This is a genomic window from Paraburkholderia sp. GAS448, from assembly GCF_050435685.1.
GTDB lineage: Bacteria > Pseudomonadota > Gammaproteobacteria > Burkholderiales > Burkholderiaceae > Paraburkholderia.
On the sequence record NZ_JBNDKT010000026.1, the window covers coordinates 80,435 to 97,934 of the forward strand.

A 17,500-nucleotide genomic window follows, 5' to 3' on the forward strand; every position below is an offset into this window, starting at 1 on the left:
CGATCCATGACGCAAGATCGAGTCGATACGGACGGTGTTCCTGTTGGCAATGGCCAGCACATCAGCCGGGCCGAATTTTTGCTGATGGCAGGCTTTCTTACATATCGGGCTCCCATGGCGCCGATCGCTGCCCGAGTTGCGGCCCAACGTGTTCTCGATGCCGTACTCGGGGCAGCGGCAGCTCACGGGTTCGCAGATTCGGACGCTCTCGAGACGATGATGGCGTGCGCCGAAAAGTCTTCGCGCATGTGGAGGCTTGCGGAGCAGGCCACCGCCGCAGTAGGGGATACGGTCGCTTACCTGCGCGTGATTCGCTGCGCCGGCGTAACGCTGGACGTGGACCCGTAAACGCACTCATCGACGAACGTCCGCGCGTTGAACGCCCTTGCCCGCCGACGCGGGCTCGTCCGGGCGCAACGCCGCGATGAGCGAAACGTTCGGCCCGTCGAGTCGCGGTGCCAGGTAGGCGAGCCAGCGCAACGACGCTCGTCGGCCCAGTGCGCGTCGTCGACGGCCAGCAGCAGCGGAGCATGGTCGGCGAGGTTGACCGTCAGCCAGTAGAGTCCATGCAGGACGGCGAAGCCGGTATCCTGTGCTGTGCTGCTTGAGCCGTCGCCTTGAAAAAGCGTAGCGACCGGCCGCGCCGGGCCGGCGAATAGCGCGTCTCTTTCGTCCGCGGTCGCGTCGGCGCAGCGACGTTCGAAGAGCTGGCGCGCGACGCCGAAGGCAAAGTCGTGTTCGAGGAGGTCGGTCATGCGGTCATGCCGCCAACGGACAGGAGATTCAACCGTATCACGCCTCCCGAACCGGCTCAATGCAAGGAGTGGGGTTGGGTTGGGTGAGGCTGCGGGGCTGGAGAAGGGTTTGATCAGCCTTTCCGACCAATCGCGGCAGACACGAGCGCGACCTGCACGCCAATCATGCGCCGCATGTCTGCACCATCGCGGGCGATTTCCTTAAACCCCTTGATCGCAAACAATATCGTCTGGGCCAGGTCGACGGCTGCTATACCGAGGCCCGATTCGGCGAGTGGTGCACTGATGATTTCCGTCAGCAAGTCTCCGAACGCGGAATATCCATTACAGACGGACGCGAAACCCAGATCAAACATGTCTTTTGCGTCCGGGTGTGCCTGTACCAACTCGAATCCCTCTGCTCCCCACGCCTCACAGGCATAGCGCAGCTTTTTTTCGAACCCGCGATAGCGAGGCAGTCGCCGGCGAATCTCGCTCAGCTTGTCAGCCACCATCGCGTCCACGACTGCATGAAAGATCGCGTCCTTGTCGGGAAACGCCAGATACAGCGTCGGACGAGACAGACCCGCCGCTTGCGCGATGTCTGCCATTGTCGTGCGCGCATAGCCATATCGTAGAAATACGCCTATCGCCGCCTGGACCACCTGGTCACGGCGCGTTGAAGTTCCTTCGCTCATGCTGGCGATTATGACACATCGACAACAAGACACTTTGACGAAAACCGTCAGATGAACTAGACTGAAACTGACATTTTTACCAAAAACGTCAGCTCGTAGCGACCATCTACTCACTCGGGAGATACGCATGGCCAGTCCCAAGGTGTGGTTCATCACCGGCGCGGCGCGCGGCTTTGGCCGTCGATGGACGGAAGCCGCGCTGGCACGCGGAGACAAGGTCGCGGCTACTGCACGTGACCTGCAATCACTCGAAGTCCTGCAAAAACAATACGACGCGGCCCTGTTGCCGCTCCCGCTCGACGTCACCGACCACGACGAGGTTGTCCGTACCGTCAATCGCGCGCACCAGCACTTCGGACGCCTCGATGTGATCCTGAGTGTTGCCGGTTATGGCTATATGGGGGCCATCGAGGAGGTCAGCATTCAGGAGGCCCGCGCCAACTTCGAGACGAACGTGTTCGGCACGCTGTCTGTGATTCAGGCCGCCCTCCCTCTCCTTCGAGCGCAGGGGTCGGGTCATATCCTGCCGGTGTCGAGTGCGGGGGGAATCGTCGCCTTCCCGACGGGCGGTATCTACGAAGCGACAAAATTTGCCGTGGAGGGTTTGGCCGAAGCACTTGCGAGCGAGGTTGCCGGATTTGGGATCAAGGTAACGATCATCGAGCCGGGGCCGTTCGCCACGGATTTCATGAATGAATCGTCCATCAGGCAGGCACCGCCGATGCCGGCTTACGAGTCTGTACGTCAGCACCTGGCATCGATGTTGTCAGCCGACGCCTTTGGCGATCCTTCCGCAACCGGAGAAGCGATTCTGAAGGTGGTCGATGCGCCCGAGCCTCCCCTTCGCCTTATCCTCGGAAGCGCAATGCTTCCGTTGATCAAACAGGTCTACGCAGAACGCCTGAAGATTTGGGAAAGCTGGGAGAACGTCTCGAAGGCCGCGCAGGGCGGCCGCAACTAGGTCCTGTGTGGGCGACCGTGTTGCCGTCGCAGGCATGCAGGCATTTACCGGCGTCACTTGCAATATGAGCGAAGCGCATAGTGTGATTCCGTACTCGCGCCTGTGGCTGACGTCGTTTTGATCTGTTGAACCGGGAAAGGAATTCACTATGTCTGATACTTCAAAAATCTGGCTGGTAACCGGCGCTGCGCGCGGCCTTGGGCGCCTGATCAGCGAGGCGGTCCTTGCCGCGGGAGATCGTCTTGTTGCTGGCGCCCGCGATCCCGAACGCCTGGTAGATCTGGTCGAGCGCCATGGAGACCGGATCCGTCCCGTCGCACTCGATGTCACCGATGAGGTTGCCGCGCAGCGCGCAGTCGACCACGCGCTCAATGCCTTTGGTCGCCTCGATGTGCTGGTTAACAATGCTGGTTACGGCCACACCGCTCCGTTCGAGCAAATGACAACGCAAGATTTCCGCGACCAGGTGGAAACTAACCTGTTCGGTGTGGTCACCCTGACCCGCGCGGTGCTGCCAGTGATGCGTGAACAACGCACTGGTCATATTTTCCAGGTGTCATCGGCGGGCGGCCGCACGTCGACACCAGGTTTGTCCGCCTACCAGGCAGCGAAGTGGGCCGTCGGCGGTTTCAGCGATGTCGTGGCGAAGGAGGTTGCTCACCTGGGCATCCGCGTGTGTACGCTGGAACCGGGAGGGATGCGCACCGACTGGGCCAGCGAAGCTCGTCGCGGCATTGATGACATGTTGCCCGACTACGAACAGTCGGTCGGCAAGATGCTCAGGCTTCTGGAAGCTTATGGCGGTCACGAAATCAGCGACCCCGCGAAGATCGCGACATTGATCGTCGAACTGTCACGTCGCGACGACCTTCCGTTGCGTCTGTTGCTCGGTGGCGATGCGCTGCACGTCGCTAGTCTCGCGGACGCTGAGCGCGCCGAGGAACTGGAGCGGTGGCGCGAAACCACGCTTTCCACGCATTTCCCGGATGCGCAGCTACCAGAAGGGCTCGACGTGCTGAAGAAGCCGACATGACATAAAGCGGGCGCTGCGGGCGCTACGGGGGCTAGAACCGGTATCCTATTCCGACAAAGGCGATCCACGGATTCGCCGTGATGTGCGTTGTGTTGGACAACACCGTCTGACCGTTGGCGGCCACGGAACTCACCGTCGCATTTGTTTTGAGAGGCAGATACGTCACCGACGCGGTCGCGTACCAGTTCTTGCTCAAATTGTAAGAGGCGCCCGCGGCGAACGCAGGGTTCCATGACGGACTGAGCGAAACCTTGACCTGTCCGCCCGGCCCTGCAACCTGCTGTAACGCGCCACTGAATGTCGGATTGAGCTCGGTATGCGAGAACCACGTATAGTTCGCGCCGATACCGACGAAGGGACGCAGCTTCGTCTGCGCGTTGCCGAAGAAATATTTCAGGAAAAGAATCGGTGGCCACGCCCGGGTGGTGGCGAGCGGCTGCAGATTCCCCAGACCGAGCGAAGGCCCACCGGGACCGAATGGTGCCACGGTGCCCTGAGCATATAGCTTGAGCTTGGGCGGTATACCCGTCGCCAGATCCAGCGCAATGTTGTCCGTAACAAAATAGGTCAGCGAAAGCTCTGCGGTGAACGTGTTATGTACCTGACCACCCGTTCCCGAAGACGTGAACGTGCCCACAGCCGAACTGCTCTGCAACGGTGTTGTGGAAGACTGACCGAAGTCGAGCCAGGTCCCACCCACGCTGGTTATGACACTGCCTGCGCTCTGCCCCATCGCACTGGTGCATATCGCGCCCGGTATTAGCGCAAGGCATGCTAGTCTCCTCATCATCTCATCCCTGATTTATTTCGTATTACACAATCATATTTGCGCGTCGACGTTTTTTCCTGCATCGCCGCTCAGAACTGCTCGATTGGGAGGCTCGACCCGCTCGATGCGCCGCTGCGGATGGTCTCCAGAAGCGCATTCGCTTTGGGCAAGACCTTCTCGGCGTAGAAGCGCGCAGTGGCGAGTTTGGTGCGATGGAAGTCCGGGTCTTCATTCGCTGCGCTTTTTCTTGACGCAGCAAGCGCGGCGCGCCCCATCTGCCACCCGCCGCACACGTAGCCGGTGAGCATCAGATAGTCGACGGAACTGGCAAGCGCTGCGTCGGGCTCGCTCGCCAATGCGTGCAGCATCCACGCGGTGGCATCGTCGAGCGCCTTTACACCAGCCGCCAGCGCCGTGCCAACGGACGCCACTTGCGTATCCGTACTGCCCTCCAGCTCCAGCGCGGCCTGACGCATCTCCGCAACAAGTTCAGCCATCCCCGCGCCCTGATCCGACGCGAGCTTGCGGCCTGCGAGGTCGGCAGCCTGGATGCCCGTCGTGCCCTCGTAGATCGGCGCGATTCGCGCATCGCGCAGGAACTGGCATGCGCCCGTCTCTTCGATGTAGCCCATCCCGCCATGCACCTGCACACCCATCGACGCAATCTCGACGCCCAACTCCGTGCACCATGCCTTCAACACGGGGATCAGAAGATCGACACGCGCCTGGCGACGTGCGCGCTCACCGGTGTCGGGATCACGGTGCGCGCGGTCCATGTCAGCGGCCATCACGTACGCGAAAGCACGCATCGCTTCGATCTGGGACTTCATCGTCATCAACATGCGCCGCACATCCGGGTGATGGATGATGGCTACGGCGCCGCCCGATTTGCTGGCCGCGAGCCGCCCCTGGACGCGTTCCTTCGCGTATTCGCGGGCCTGCTGATAAGCGCGTTCCGCCATCGCGAGCCCCTGGATACCCACCTTCTGGCGCGCTTCGTTCATCATCGTGAACATATGCGCGAGACCTTTGTTCTCCTGCCCTACCAGATAACCGATCGCACCGCCTTGATCGCCGAAGCTCATCACGCAGGTCGGACTCGCGTGGATGCCGAGCTTGTGCTCGAGCGACACGCAGTGAACGTCGTTGCGTTGCCCGGGAGAGCCGTCGGCATTCAGCAGGAACTTGGGCACGACAAAGAGCGATATGCCGCGCACGCCCTCGGGCGCGTCCGGCGTGCGTGCGAGGACGAGATGAATGACGTTGCCCGTCATATCGTGATCGCCCCACGTGATAAAAATCTTCTGGCCGTAGAGGCGATAGTGGTCGCCTTCGGGTACCGCCTTCGTGCGCACGGCAGCGAGATCCGAGCCCGCTTGCGGCTCGGTCAGGTTCATGGTGCCCGTCCACTCACCGCTGACGAGATTGGGCAAATAGCGTCCCTTGAGTTCTTCCGAGCCGTGCTGCCTCAGCGCCTCCGTGGCGCCCGCCGTCAACAGGGGACACAGTGCGAACGCCATGTTGGACGAATTCCACATCTCGACGGTCGCCGCATTCAGCAACTCGGGCAGCCCCTGGCCGCCGAAATCCGGGTCGCCGGCGAGGCCGCTCCAGCCGCCTTCGACGAACTGCCGGTAGGCTGTCGCGAAACCGTCCGCTGCCACCACGCCGTCCTTCGTCAGGCGCGCGCCCTGCGCGTCGCCGGGCTTGTTGAGCGGTGCCAGCACTTCGGTCGCGAGCTTCGCCGCCTCGTCGAGCACAGCCTCGGCGAGCTCGGGCGTCACCTCCTCGAAGCCCGGCAGCGAAGACAACTCGCCCAGACCGGCCAGTTCCGTCATCACGAAGCGCATGTCGCGCAGCGGTGCAATATAGGTGCTCATCATGGTCTCCGGCATCAGTTTTGTTGCAGTTTGTCCAGCTCACCGGATAACTCCGGCAATACCTTGAAGAGATCGCCGACGATCCAGTAGTCGGCGACCTGGAAGATCGGCGCCTCCTCGTCCTTGTTGATCGCAACGATCACCTTCGAGTCCTTCATGCCGGCCAGATGCTGGATCGCGCCGGAGATGCCGACCGCGATATACAGTTGCGGCGCGATGACCTTGCCGGTCTGACCCACCTGATAATCGTTCGGCGCGAAGCCGGCATCCACGGCAGCGCGCGACGCGCCGACCGCTGCGCCCAGTTTGTTGGCGATGTCCTCCAGCAGGGCGAAGTTTTCGCCGGAGCCCATGCCCCGGCCGCCTGAGATCACCCGCTTCGCCGATGTCAGCTCAGGACGCTCGGAGCGGGTCAGTTGCTGGCTCACGAAACGCGAGCCCGGGACCTCGGCGGCCGGCGCGAGCGATTCGATCGCCGCCGCGCCGCCTTCGGCGGGCGCCGCCGCAAAGGCTGTCGTGCGTACTGTGATGACCTTGATGCGGTCCGCGCTTCGCACCGTCGCCAGTACGTTGCCCGCGTAGATGGGGCGCACGAAGATATCGGCGGACTCAACGGCAACGATGTCGGAGATCTGCGCGACATCGAGCAGCGCGGCCACGCGCGGCATCGCGTTCTTCGCGGTTGTGGTGGCGCTCGCCAGCACGTGGCTGTAGTCGGCCGCGACCGTCGCGATCAGCGCGGCCAGGTTCTCGGCCAGCGGATGCGCATAGTGCGGCGCATCGGCGACCCGCACGCGGTTCACGCCGGCGATGCTTGCAGCCTGTGCGGCCACCGTCGCGCATTGCGATCCGGCGACGAGAACATGAATGTCGTCGCCAAGACGCGCGGCGGCGGTGACGGTGTTCAACGTCGCAGCCTTCAGCGTTTGATTGTCGTGTTCTGCAATAACGAGTATGGACATGTTTCCTCCTTCCGGTCAGATGACGTGTGCGACGTTCTTCAGCTTGTCCACCAGATCCGCGGCGTCGGCGACGCGAATGCCCGCCTCGCGTTTCGGCGGCTCCGCGAGCTTCAGCGTCGACAGCCGCGGTGCGATGTCGACGCCGAGGGCATCGGGTGTCACCACGTCGAGCGGCTTCTTCTTCGCCTTCATGATGTTGGGCAGCGTCGCATAGCGCGGTGTGTTGAGCCGGAGATCGGTGGTCACGACGGCCGGCAGATCGACCTCGATCGTCTCGAGTCCGCCGTCGATCTCGCGCGTCACGGTCGCCTTGCCTGCTTCGAAGCTCACCTTCGATGCGAAGGTCGCCTGCGGCCAGCCGAGCAGCGCCGCGAGCATCTGGCCGACCTGGTTCGCGTCGTCGTCGATGGCCTGCTTGCCGAGCATCACGAGTTGCGGCTGCTCCTTGTCCACCAGCGCCTTGAGCAGCTTCGCTACGGCGAGCGGCTGCAACTCGGCGTCGGTCTCGACGAGGATGCCGCGGTCAGCGCCTGTCGCCATCGCCGTGCGCAGCGTTTCCTGGCAGCCCTGCACCCCGCAGGACACGACGACCACCTCCGACGCCGCGCCGGCTTCCTTCAAACGCACGGCCTCTTCCACGCTGATTTCGTCGAAGGGGTTCATCGACAGCTTCACATTCGCGATGTCGACGGCACTGCCGTCGGCTTTCACGCGGACTCTCATATTCGCGTCGACGACGCGTTTGACAGGAACCAGTACTTTCATTGCCTACTCCATTTCGATAAGGGACTCCGCCACGCCGGCCCTGCGAACCAGTCGCTCCAGATTTCGTTCTGTTCGTGCGGGATACGCGCTGCCGGCCCGGGTTTGTGCACCGCAATACGATTCGCCGCGGTAGACATGTCTCCTCGCTCAAGGTGGTTGGGCGTATCATTTCGTGAGCAAAACACCGGTTCAGGCCGCGCCCGCCGAGGGACGATTCCCCCATGACCGGCCGGCGTGCCGCACCGTTGTCCAGCTGTGGAACTGCGATCTCCTCGCTGGATGACATAGTGTCTGAGCGCGGCGTCGCGCAAAATCCCCCTTAAAGGGGAGCGCGATTGCATGGACGGCAGTCAGGGTCAACCCGAACGTCTGGAGCAGCTGATGCGCGTGACAGAAGCGATGTCCCCGAACAGGCCACCTCTCTTCCTCGCAACGAAGGTCTTTCCGCCACGCCTGCCCGCCGGATTGATCGATCGGCCACGGCTCGTCTCTCTCGCCGGGAAGGCGGAATACAAACGGCTCACGGTAATCAAGGCGCCTGCCGGTTTTGGCAAGACATCGCTTGCGCTCACGTGGCTGAACGGGCTGAATGCAAGCGGTGCATATGTCGCGTGGCTGTCGCTCGACACGGAGGACGACGAACCCGCGCGCTTCTTCCATCATCTGGCGCAGGCATTGCGCAACGCCTGCGCCAGCGTCGGCGTGTCGGCGGTCAGCCTGACAACCGAGGCGTCGCTCGTGCCCGCGCACTCAGTCGTGTCGACGCTGATCAACGAACTCGTCGACGTCGACGACGAGGTCTATCTATTCGTCGACGACTATCACCTGATCAGCCTGCCCGCCATTCACGATGCAATGTCGTACTTCATCGCGAACGCACCGTCGAACGTGCATGTCGTGGTCTGCACGCGTACCGATCCACCGCTGCCGCTCGCCATCCTGAGAGCCAGGAACGACCTGCTGGAAATCGACGCGTCGACACTGCGTTTCAACTTCGACGAAACACGCAGCTTTGTCGAACACGAATGCCCAGCCGGGCTGCGCGCTGCCAGCGTCAAGTCGCTGTTCGCAAGCACGGAAGGCTGGGCTGCTGCGCTGCGCATTTCTGCCTCGGTGCTATCGCGTGACGAAGGCAAACCGGATTGGGACGTGAGCGCACCGTCCGGTGCCTCCCGGCCGTTCGCCGCCTACCTTGAAGACATGCTCAAGCGTTTGCCGGCCGACATGGTCGAGTTCATGTTGTGCACGTCGATACTCGACCGCCTGACGGCGTCGCTATGCGAAGCGGTAACCGGCATTGCGGCGCAACAGGGCATGCTCGACGCGATCTCTGCGCGCCAGGTGCTGCTCGAACCGCTCGATATCGAAGGACGCTGGTTCCGCTATCACCATCTGATGGGCGAGTACCTGCGCCGGCGGCTCGAAACCCGGCATCGCAATCAAGTGGTGGACCTGCATCGTCGTGCGAGCCAGTGGTACGCCAAAGAGGCGCAATGGACGGACGCGGTCAGGCACGCGATCGCCGCGGGCGATACGGAAGACGCCGTCTCCTTGATGGCTCACTGCGCGATGGCGCTCGTCACGAAAGGCGACCTGCTCACGCTGCTCGGCTGGCAACGGCAGTTCCCGGCGCATCTGATGCGCGGGCAGGTGAAGATCACGCTCGCGATTGCGTGGGGGATGGCCCTTGCGATGCGTTTCGACGAAGCGCTCGCGATGCTCGATGAGATCGAGCGCGACGCAGGTACCGGCTCGAGCGACGCCGCCGACAACATCCGCTGGGAGTGCCAGGCGATCCGCTCGGTGGTGGCCGCACTACAGGACGACCCGCCGCGCGCGCTTGCGATCGCACAGGCGTGTCTCGACCGGCCGTCGACGGACAGCTGGACCACCAACGTCGTCTCCAACGTCGTGCGCTTCGGGCACTGGAAAGCAGGCAACCTGCAGGCGCTGTACGCAACACCGTGGATCCCCTATTCGATCGAGGAAGACCAGCGCAATGTGTTCGCCTCGGTCTACCGGCTATGCCTGCTCGGCCACGCAGAAATGCAGCAGATGCACTTCACGCTCGCCGAGCACTATTTCACCGAGTCGATACAGCTCGCCGAGCGCCATGCCGGTCCGAAATCCATCTCGGCCGCGTTGTGCGCGCCCATGATTGCGCAGATCTGGTACGAGCAGGGGCGGCTCGACGAGGCGGAAGCGTTGCTGGTCGATCTCATGCCGGTGATCGACCTGGCGGTCCTGCTCGATAGCACATTGATCGCCTATCGCGTGCTCGTCCGCATCGCTATCTCGCGCTCCGACGCCGAGCGGGCCTATGGGTTGCTCCATCAGGCGCAGATTCTGGGTCATGCCCGCGGCTGGGACCGGCTGATTGCCGGCGTCCTCGTCGAGCGCGCACGGCTCTATCTTGCGGAAGGGAGAATCACGGAAGCGTCAGCATGTGTCGTGCAACTGGATCAGCTGGTGGACGCCCGTTGCGCCGCGGAGCATGCCGTCTCGCCGGAGATCGAGACCTTCCGCGCGATCGCGGTGGCCTGGGTGGCGATGGCCCAGAACCGGACAGAGGAAGCCCTCGGGTCGTTGACATCCGCTTTGCAAAGCGTCGAAAGCCGGCACGGCGACTATCTCGCGCTGCGCCTGCGCACCGTGCTCGCGCTCGTCTGGTTGCGTGCGAACGAACAGACCCGCGCCGTCGAAATCTTTCGCGAAGTGCTGAGCGCCAATAGCGGCATCTACCGCTCGATTCTTGACCAGGGGCCGGAAATCGGGCCGCTCCTGCAAGCGGTTCGCGACGACACGCGTTCCACCCCGCAGACGAAGGAGCGCATCGCTTACATCGATCGCCTGCTGGACGGCTGGCGAGCGCTATATGAGCCCACCGCCAGGCCCAGGCGCGACACGGAGCGCGAGTCGTTGAGCGCACGGGAGCGCAGCATCGTCGAGCTGATTGCCCAGGGGCAATCGAACAAGGAGATCGCACGCACGCTGGGGATTACGCCCGAAACCGTCAAGACTCATGTCAAGAACGTCTTCGTGAAACTGGCCGTCGACAAGCGCGCGCACGCCGTCGCGCGCGCGCAGGCACTGGGACTGGTTGCGGCCGGCTAGCGCACGTCTCACCGCGCGACGACGAGTGTGGCGGCGTGAAGCAGCACGCCGACCATGCCGCCCACGAATGTGCCGTTGATCCGGACATACTGCAGGTCACGGCCGATTTCCGCTTCGATCTTCCGGCTCACTTCACCTGCATTCCAGCCTTTTACGACCTCGGTGATCAGCGTGGAAAGCTGGCGCCCGTAGCGCACGACGAGTTCGCGCGCGAGCCCGAGCCACCATGCGTTCAGCTTGTGTTGAATCTCAGGCTCACGGCTGATCCGCTTGCCGAGCGAAGCCAGCATACTCGTCAATGCGTCGCGCACGGCCGACTGCTCGTGGCCGAGATCGGCGATCACACGCATGCGCAAGCGATCCAGCAGTACGTGATAGTAGTCTGCATGCCTGAAATAACGAATGCAGTCGCGCATCAGCGACTTGCCGAAACGGCGGTGCACAGCCGAGGTCTGCAATTGCACGGCCAGCGCCTGCAAGGCCTCATCGAACTGGCGGCGAAGCTCGTGGTCCGGATTCGCCGCCACTTCATGGAGGAGCGCGATGATGCCTTCGATAAATTTCCTGACGATATAGGCGTCAAGCGGCGCGGGCGTGTACCTCGATGCCTCGCTGAATTTGGCCTTGATCATTTCGACATTCGCCGTCAGCCACTTCTCCAGCGCGTCGAGTCCGTGAACCAGCCACGGCTGATGCCGCTCGCCTTCGGTCAGTACCTTGAGGACGTCGCCCGCCACGCGGGATACGTCGAGCGTACGCAGCTGCGGGATCACCACACGGTCGAAAAGCCACTGGACGTCTGCTTCGTCAATGCCGTCAAGCAATCCTCCAACGGCGTCCGCAACGATATCGGCGACCCCGCGGCTATTCGCCGGCTGCGCCAGCCACCGGGCAAGGGCCTGCGCGGCATCGTGGCCGCTCAGCCTGTCGACGATGAGTTCCGGTGTCAGAAAATTTTCCTCGACGAAGTTGCCGAGGCTCTCGGCGATGCGCTGCTGGTTTTGCGGAATGATCGCCGTATGCGGGATCCGCAGACCCAAAGGATGACGGAACAGCGCGACGACTGCGTACCAGTCCGCGATCGCGCCGACCGTGCCGGCCTCCGCAAACGCGCGCGGCCACGCAAGCCATGAATGGTCAGCCTGCCAGGCGACACACGCGAGCAGCAACGCAATCATGAAGGCGAGCAGGCACGTCGCCGTGCGCCGCATGCGCTTCAGGCCTCTTGCCTTGCGGTCTTCGCGCGCACTCGCGGCGGCCGGCCGCGCACCATCGCTACCGCCCGCAAAGAAACTCAACTCGCCTCCTGCCGGAGAAACCTGCGCACCACAGGCGCGACTTCATTCGCGCGCGAGATGAGAAACAGGTGACCGTCATCGATCACATAGAGCGTCGCATCGCGGATACGGGCGGCGAGAATCTTCGCGTTGGTCAGCGGCACGATCGGGTCGTCGTTGCCGTGCATGACCAATGTCGTCTGGCGCAACGCACCGAGCCACGGCAGGCTGGTCCAGCCCGTGACGGCCAGCAGTTGATAGAGATAGCCGCGACCGCGCGGCGGCTGAATGTGCCGGCTGTGCGCCTTCAGCAGCGACGGATTGCGCCGGTAAGCGCCCCCGTAGATGTCCGCACCCACCTCTTGAAGGTAGGCGGGATCCGTGTAGCGGCGCGGGCCGATCAGCTTTGACAATACCGACAGTTTGCCCGGCACCATGATGACGCCGGGCGAGGTTGCCGCGAGAATCAGCCTGCGGCAACGCCCCGGATACAGACGCGCAAACTGCTGCGCCAGCGCGCCGCCCCACGATACGCCGAGCACATCGACGGCCCCGTCATGGCCGAGTCGCGTCAGCAGCTTGTCGGTCAACACGGACAACGTCGAAAAGCGATACGGCACGACCGGCGCAGGCGAGCCGCCGACGCCCGGAATGTCGAAGATGATGACGCTCACGTCTTCGAGCGCCGCGACGAACGGCTCCACCAGTTCGAGGTTGGCACCGATGCCGTTGAATATGAGCAGCGGCGGCGAAGCATCGCTGCCGCGCCACGTTGCGACACGCAGCGTCTGACCGTCCAGATCGATCATCTGGATTTGCATGCAAGCGGACTCGGGACTCGTGTGCATTTCTCTTTCCGGATCATCTTCTGGAAGGACACTTCATTCGAGGCGTCGGCATACCGCACGGGCTGTGTCGCATTACTTCTTCGGCTGAAGGAGCGTCTTCAGTTCCTCTGTCCGACTGCGCACGGTATGCCGTGTCCGCGAGTTCCTGCATGTCCGCCAGCGCCTTGTGCAGTGCCTGCTGCACCACTTCGCCCGTGTTGGCGGCGGGCTGGGCTCCCGGCTGGGCAACGCGGCTGACGAGCGACTGCACTTCGGCCAGCGTCGTGCGGAGGATCTCCGACTGCTTCTGAGCTAGCGACTGCACGCCTGCAAGCGCGGTCGTGTTGGCTTCGACGATCGCCTCGATGTCCTTGCGGCGCGACTCGAGAAGTGCGCCCACGTCGACGCCGGGCAGCTTGAACTGTCCAACGACCTTTTTATACTCCGAGAAAATGCTATTGAAATTGGTTGAATCCATCATCGATACTCCAGTGAAACTGTGTTAAGAAAATGTTGGCCACTGTGCGGTCAACGAGTGTGCGTCATGCTTCCATGACATACGTTCCCGGCGCCTTCACGCCAGCGGGGTGCCGCTCGTTGCCGACTGTCGCCGGTGCGGGCCGCCGCTCGCCGGAATGGTCGGCGAGCCACGTGCGCCAGTCGGCCCACCACGAGTCCTTTTCAGCCCGGGCATTGGCGAGCCATGCGTCGGCAGTGGCGGGCAAATCGGCATTGAGGAAGAACTTCGCCTTCGGATTGCCCGGCGGGTTGATCAGGCTCTGGATATGACCGCTCGAACTCAGCACGAAGCGCGTGTCGCCGCCGAACGTGCGCGCCGTGTTGTACACGCCCTTCCACGGCGTGATGTGATCGGTCATGCCGGCGACGACGTATTTGTCGCACGTCACTTCTGACAGGTCGATCGGCGTACCCAGGACCGTCAGCGCGCGAGGCTTGCTGAACAGATTGCCCGTGAAGATATCGAGCAGTTGCCCATGCATCCGCGCGGGCAGCCGGGTCGCGTCGTTGTTCCAATAGAGGATGTCGAAAGCGGGCGGCGCTTTACCGAGCAGGTAGTTATTGACCCAGTAGTTCCAGACGAGATCGTTGGGTCTCATCCACGCGAACACGCGGCCCATTTCTTCGCCGGCGAGCACCCCCTTCGATGTGCTGTTCTGCTTTGCAGCCGCGATGGCTTCCGGCGTTGCAAAGAGACCGAGCTGCGAGTCAGCCGTATTGTCCAGCACGGCGACCATCAGCGTGGCGGCGTTGACGCTCCTGTCACCCCGGCTTGCGAGGTGGCCGAGCAGTGCCGAAATCGTCATCGCGCCCGAGCAGGCGCCGTGCAGGTTGACATCGTCGCTGCCGGTGATGTCGCGCACGGCCGCGATCGCTTCGAGGAGCGCGGCAACATAGGTATCGAGGTCCCAGTGACGCTGCGCCGCGGTGGGATTGCGCCAGCTCACCACGAACACCTGAAACTCGTTCTTCACCAGGTAGTCGACGATGCTCTTGCCTTCGGACAGGTCGAACACGTAGAACTTGTTGATCTGGGGTGGCACGATCAGCTGCGGCCGGGCGTACACCTGCTCCGTCGCCGGCGCGTACTGGATCAGCTCGAGCACCTCGTTGGAAAAGACCACCGCGCCCGGCGACGTGCCGAGGTTTTCGCCCACCTTGAACGCCGTCCTGTCGACTTGCGCGGGCATCCCCTGGTTCTGCAGCATATCCGTCACGAGGTTCCGCATGCCGCCAAGCAGGCTTGCGCCGCCCGAATCGATGATTTTCTTGAGTGCAGCCGGATTGCCGAGCAGCGTGTTCGTCGGCGACAGCGCATCGGTGAAGAGCGACAGCACGAACTGCGCACGTTCCTTGCTCCTCGGGTCGAGCGCGGAGCGGTCGACAAACCCTGTCAGCGCGTTGCGCCACGCCACGTAACTTTGCAGCGCCATGCGGTAAAGCGAATTGCTCTGCCACGCAGGGTCGGTGAAGCGTTTGTCGCCCTGAGGCGGCGTACAGTCCGCACTGCCGCCAAGCACGGCCATCAGATCGCGAGCGAGCGCCGCCTCCTGCTCCATGAGCAATGTGGGTTGCCGCAGCGCCTGGGCGCCAATCTGCTGCGCGGTTGCCAGAATGTCGCGCGGGCGCAGTCCCACGAACGGATTCGGTCCTAGCATGCCTTCCGCGGCAGACGCCGCGAGGTCGTTCGACTGCTCGCTGCGTGCCGTGCTTTCGTCATTTGCCGCCATCTTGCTGCTCCTCAAACATCTCTATCCGCTTCGCCAACACAGTTGCTGACGCTTACGCGACCAGCATCGCCAATGTCTCGGCGATGAGCGCCGGCTTCTCCTCGCCCTCGATCTGCAGTTCGTTCATCGTCTTGACGATGATCCGGCCGCCGCCCTTCTTTTCCACCGAAATCAGCGTCACGCGATTTCTCACCCGCGCTCCCGCTTTCACCGGTGTCATGAAGCGCACCTTGTCCAGGCCGTAGTTCAGCCCAGCCGATGCGTCCTCAGGAATGAGTCCGATCTCCATCGCGAGCGCCGCCAATAGTGAAAGCGTCAGATAGCCATGCGCGATCGTGCCGCCGAACGGGCTTTCGCGTGTCGAGCGTTCGACATCCACGTGAATCCACTGCCTGTCGCCCGTACATGCCGCGAAGGCGTCGATACGCGCCTGATCGACGACGACCCAGTCCGACACGCCCAGTTCGCGGCCAACGAAGTCGTCAATCGTGGCCACGCTGTATCCCTTGATGCTCATCATGTTTGCTCCTTGCGACGGGTCAGGCGAACTGCTCGCGCAACCACTTCTTGTTCGTCTTGCCGACGCTCGTCTTCTCCAGCGCGTCGACGAACTTGACGATCTGCGGCACCGCGTACTTCGAGATCCGCCCTGTCTTGCTGAAGCCCATCACGTGCGCCTTGATGTCGTCTTCGGTGACCACCGCGTCCGCTTTCAGCACCACCAGCGCAACCGGCCGTTCGCCCCATTTCTCGTCCTTGATCCCGATTACCGCGACTTCCGCGACATCCGGGTGCAGCGAAATCAGGCTCTCGATTTCGAGCGAAGAGATCCATTCGCCGCCCGATTTGATGACGTCCTTGATGCGGTCGGTGATCTGGATGTTGCCGGTCGCGTCGATGTTCGCGATGTCCTGCGTATGCAGGTAACCCCCTGTCCAGAGCTGCGCGGACGCGTCCGGATTGTTCAGGTAGCCCTGAGTCAGCCACGGCGCACGCGCGACGATCTCGCCGTAGGCACGGCCGTCGTGCGCAACGTCTTCCATGTTCTCGTTGACGATGCGCACATCGACGAGCGGAACGGGGAAACCGGTCTTGCAGCGCAGGCGCACCTCTTCATCGCGATCGAGCGGCCCGGTGTCAGGCGGAAGTTGCGCGAGGCTCAATACGGGACAGGTCTCGGACATGCCATAGCCGACAAAGATGTCGATGCCGCGATCGAGCGCGGCGCGCGCGAGGCCGTGCGGCAATGCGCCGCCGCCGATGATGACCTTCCATTTGCTGAAGTCCGCGTGCTTCGCGTCATCGCACGAGAGCAGCATGTGCAGGATCGTGCCGACGCAGTGCGAAAACGTGACGCCTTCGTCGCGGATCAGTTGCACGAGACGCTCGGGCACATAGCGACCCGGATAGACCTGCTTCACGCCCAGCACCGTGGCGATGTAGGGCATGCCCCAAGCGTGCACATGGAACATCGGCGTCAGCGGCATATAGACGTCGCCGCGGTGAAAGCGCTGTCCCGACACCGGGCTCGACAGCGCCGCCATCAAGGTGATGGTGTGCAGGACCAGCTGGCGGTGCGAGAAGTACACACCCTTGGGCAGGCCGGTGGTTCCCGTGGTGTAGAACGTCGTGGCCCGGGTGTTCTCGTCGAAGTCGGGGAAATCGTAGCTCGTCGCGCTCGCCGCGAGCATCGCCTCGTATTCCGTGGCGAACGCAATGGTGTGCGCGCACGCTTCACTGCCGGGCTCGTCGATCCACACGAAGGTGCGGACCGTTTCAAGCTGATCCTTGATCGCTTCGACCATGGGCAGGAAATCGGTGTGAACGAACAGCACCTCTGCGCCAGCGTGGTTGATCGTGTAGGCGATCTCCGCCTCCGACAACCTCACGTTGACCGTCTGAAGCACGGCGCCCATCATCGGGACCGCGAAGTACGACTCCAGATAGCGGTGGCTGTCCCAGTCCATCACGGCCACGGTGCTGCCATGCCGCACACCGAGCCGGCTGAGGCCATTGGCGAGCCGCGCGATGCGTTCCCTCAGCGTGGTGTAGGTCATCCGCAACTGGCCGCGGTACACGATTTCCTGATCCGGCGCCTGAACGAACGGCGTATGCAGCAGTTGCTTGATCAGCAGCGGATAGGCATAGGGGGATGGCGTCGGGTCCTGCACGGCGTCCTGCATCTAAATCTCCTGAGGTCGAGAAATGGATCGGGCTGACACAGGTCCGTC

The 17,500-nt window shown here is 62.9% G+C and carries 15 protein-coding genes; 3 read left to right on the forward strand and 12 right to left on the reverse strand.

Annotated features, from left to right (window positions below; all coding sequences use genetic code 11):
- Nucleotides 1-296 precede the first annotated feature (296 nt).
- Together P3T23_RS33835 and P3T23_RS33840 are read right to left on the reverse strand one after the other, a co-directional pair.
- Nucleotides 297-755, reverse strand: coding sequence for a hypothetical protein (locus P3T23_RS33835; protein WP_429320426.1), 459 nt, complete (start codon nucleotides 753-755; stop codon nucleotides 297-299).
- Nucleotides 756-868: 113 nt separating this feature from the next.
- Nucleotides 869-1,432, reverse strand: a complete 564-nt coding sequence (locus P3T23_RS33840; protein ID WP_429320462.1) for a TetR/AcrR family transcriptional regulator — start codon at nucleotides 1,430-1,432, stop codon at nucleotides 869-871.
- Between the two features lie 127 nt (nucleotides 1,433-1,559).
- Between P3T23_RS33840 and P3T23_RS33845 the strand changes: the two genes are divergently transcribed.
- Nucleotides 1,560-2,393, forward strand: a complete 834-nt coding sequence (locus P3T23_RS33845) for an SDR family NAD(P)-dependent oxidoreductase (RefSeq protein ID WP_429320427.1) — start codon at nucleotides 1,560-1,562, stop codon at nucleotides 2,391-2,393.
- Nucleotides 2,394-2,541: 148 nt separating this feature from the next.
- The gene (locus tag P3T23_RS33850; protein WP_429320428.1) at nucleotides 2,542-3,426 is read left to right on the forward strand and encodes an SDR family NAD(P)-dependent oxidoreductase; all 885 of its coding nucleotides are present in this window, start codon (nucleotides 2,542-2,544) and stop codon (nucleotides 3,424-3,426) included.
- Between the two features lie 31 nt (nucleotides 3,427-3,457).
- Here the strand turns inward: P3T23_RS33850 and P3T23_RS33855 are convergent, their stop codons facing one another.
- From P3T23_RS33855 to P3T23_RS33870, 4 genes are all read right to left on the reverse strand, one after another.
- Entirely contained in the window at nucleotides 3,458-4,063 is a 606-nt protein-coding gene (locus P3T23_RS33855) for an OmpW/AlkL family protein (RefSeq protein ID WP_429320429.1), read from the reverse strand.
- Between the two features lie 221 nt (nucleotides 4,064-4,284).
- On the reverse strand, nucleotides 4,285-6,075 hold the full coding sequence (locus P3T23_RS33860; protein ID WP_429320430.1) for an acyl-CoA dehydrogenase C-terminal domain-containing protein: 1,791 nt from the start codon (nucleotides 6,073-6,075) through the stop codon (nucleotides 4,285-4,287).
- A gap of 14 nt (nucleotides 6,076-6,089) precedes the next feature.
- Nucleotides 6,090-7,037 (reverse strand): electron transfer flavoprotein subunit alpha/FixB family protein, encoded by a 948-nt coding sequence (locus tag P3T23_RS33865; protein ID WP_429320431.1) that lies wholly within the window; start codon nucleotides 7,035-7,037, stop codon nucleotides 6,090-6,092.
- 15 nt (nucleotides 7,038-7,052) lie between these two features.
- The gene (locus P3T23_RS33870; RefSeq protein WP_429320432.1) at nucleotides 7,053-7,802 is read right to left on the reverse strand and encodes an electron transfer flavoprotein subunit beta/FixA family protein; all 750 of its coding nucleotides are present in this window, start codon (nucleotides 7,800-7,802) and stop codon (nucleotides 7,053-7,055) included.
- Nucleotides 7,803-8,141: 339 nt separating this feature from the next.
- On the opposite strand from P3T23_RS33870, the gene P3T23_RS33875 reads away from it, so the two are divergent.
- Nucleotides 8,142-10,916: a LuxR C-terminal-related transcriptional regulator gene (locus P3T23_RS33875; RefSeq protein WP_429320433.1), complete on the forward strand. Its 2,775-nt coding sequence runs from the start codon at nucleotides 8,142-8,144 to the stop codon at nucleotides 10,914-10,916.
- A gap of 8 nt (nucleotides 10,917-10,924) precedes the next feature.
- On the opposite strand, the gene P3T23_RS33880 is transcribed toward P3T23_RS33875, so the two are convergent.
- The 6 genes from P3T23_RS33880 to P3T23_RS33905 all read right to left on the reverse strand — a co-directional run bounded on the left by P3T23_RS33880 (nucleotide 10,925) and on the right by P3T23_RS33905 (nucleotide 17,452).
- Nucleotides 10,925-12,214 (reverse strand): DUF445 domain-containing protein, encoded by a 1,290-nt coding sequence (locus tag P3T23_RS33880; RefSeq protein ID WP_429320434.1) that lies wholly within the window; start codon nucleotides 12,212-12,214, stop codon nucleotides 10,925-10,927.
- Nucleotides 12,211-13,041, reverse strand: a complete 831-nt coding sequence (phaZ, locus tag P3T23_RS33885) for a poly(3-hydroxyalkanoate) depolymerase (RefSeq protein WP_429320435.1) — start codon at nucleotides 13,039-13,041, stop codon at nucleotides 12,211-12,213. The genes P3T23_RS33880 and phaZ overlap by 4 nt, the downstream gene beginning before the upstream one ends.
- Before the next feature lie 13 nt (nucleotides 13,042-13,054).
- Nucleotides 13,055-13,501 (reverse strand): TIGR01841 family phasin, encoded by a 447-nt coding sequence (gene phaP, locus P3T23_RS33890; RefSeq protein ID WP_429320436.1) that lies wholly within the window; start codon nucleotides 13,499-13,501, stop codon nucleotides 13,055-13,057.
- 61 nt (nucleotides 13,502-13,562) lie between these two features.
- A complete protein-coding gene (locus P3T23_RS33895; protein WP_429320437.1) occupies nucleotides 13,563-15,269 on the reverse strand; it encodes an alpha/beta fold hydrolase in 1,707 nt (568 codons plus the stop codon).
- A 52-nt stretch (nucleotides 15,270-15,321) separates the two neighbouring features.
- Nucleotides 15,322-15,786 (reverse strand): MaoC family dehydratase, encoded by a 465-nt coding sequence (locus tag P3T23_RS33900; protein WP_429320463.1) that lies wholly within the window; start codon nucleotides 15,784-15,786, stop codon nucleotides 15,322-15,324.
- Between the two features lie 22 nt (nucleotides 15,787-15,808).
- Nucleotides 15,809-17,452, reverse strand: coding sequence for a fatty acid--CoA ligase (locus tag P3T23_RS33905; RefSeq protein ID WP_429320438.1), 1,644 nt, complete (start codon nucleotides 17,450-17,452; stop codon nucleotides 15,809-15,811).
- Nucleotides 17,453-17,500 lie beyond the last annotated feature (48 nt).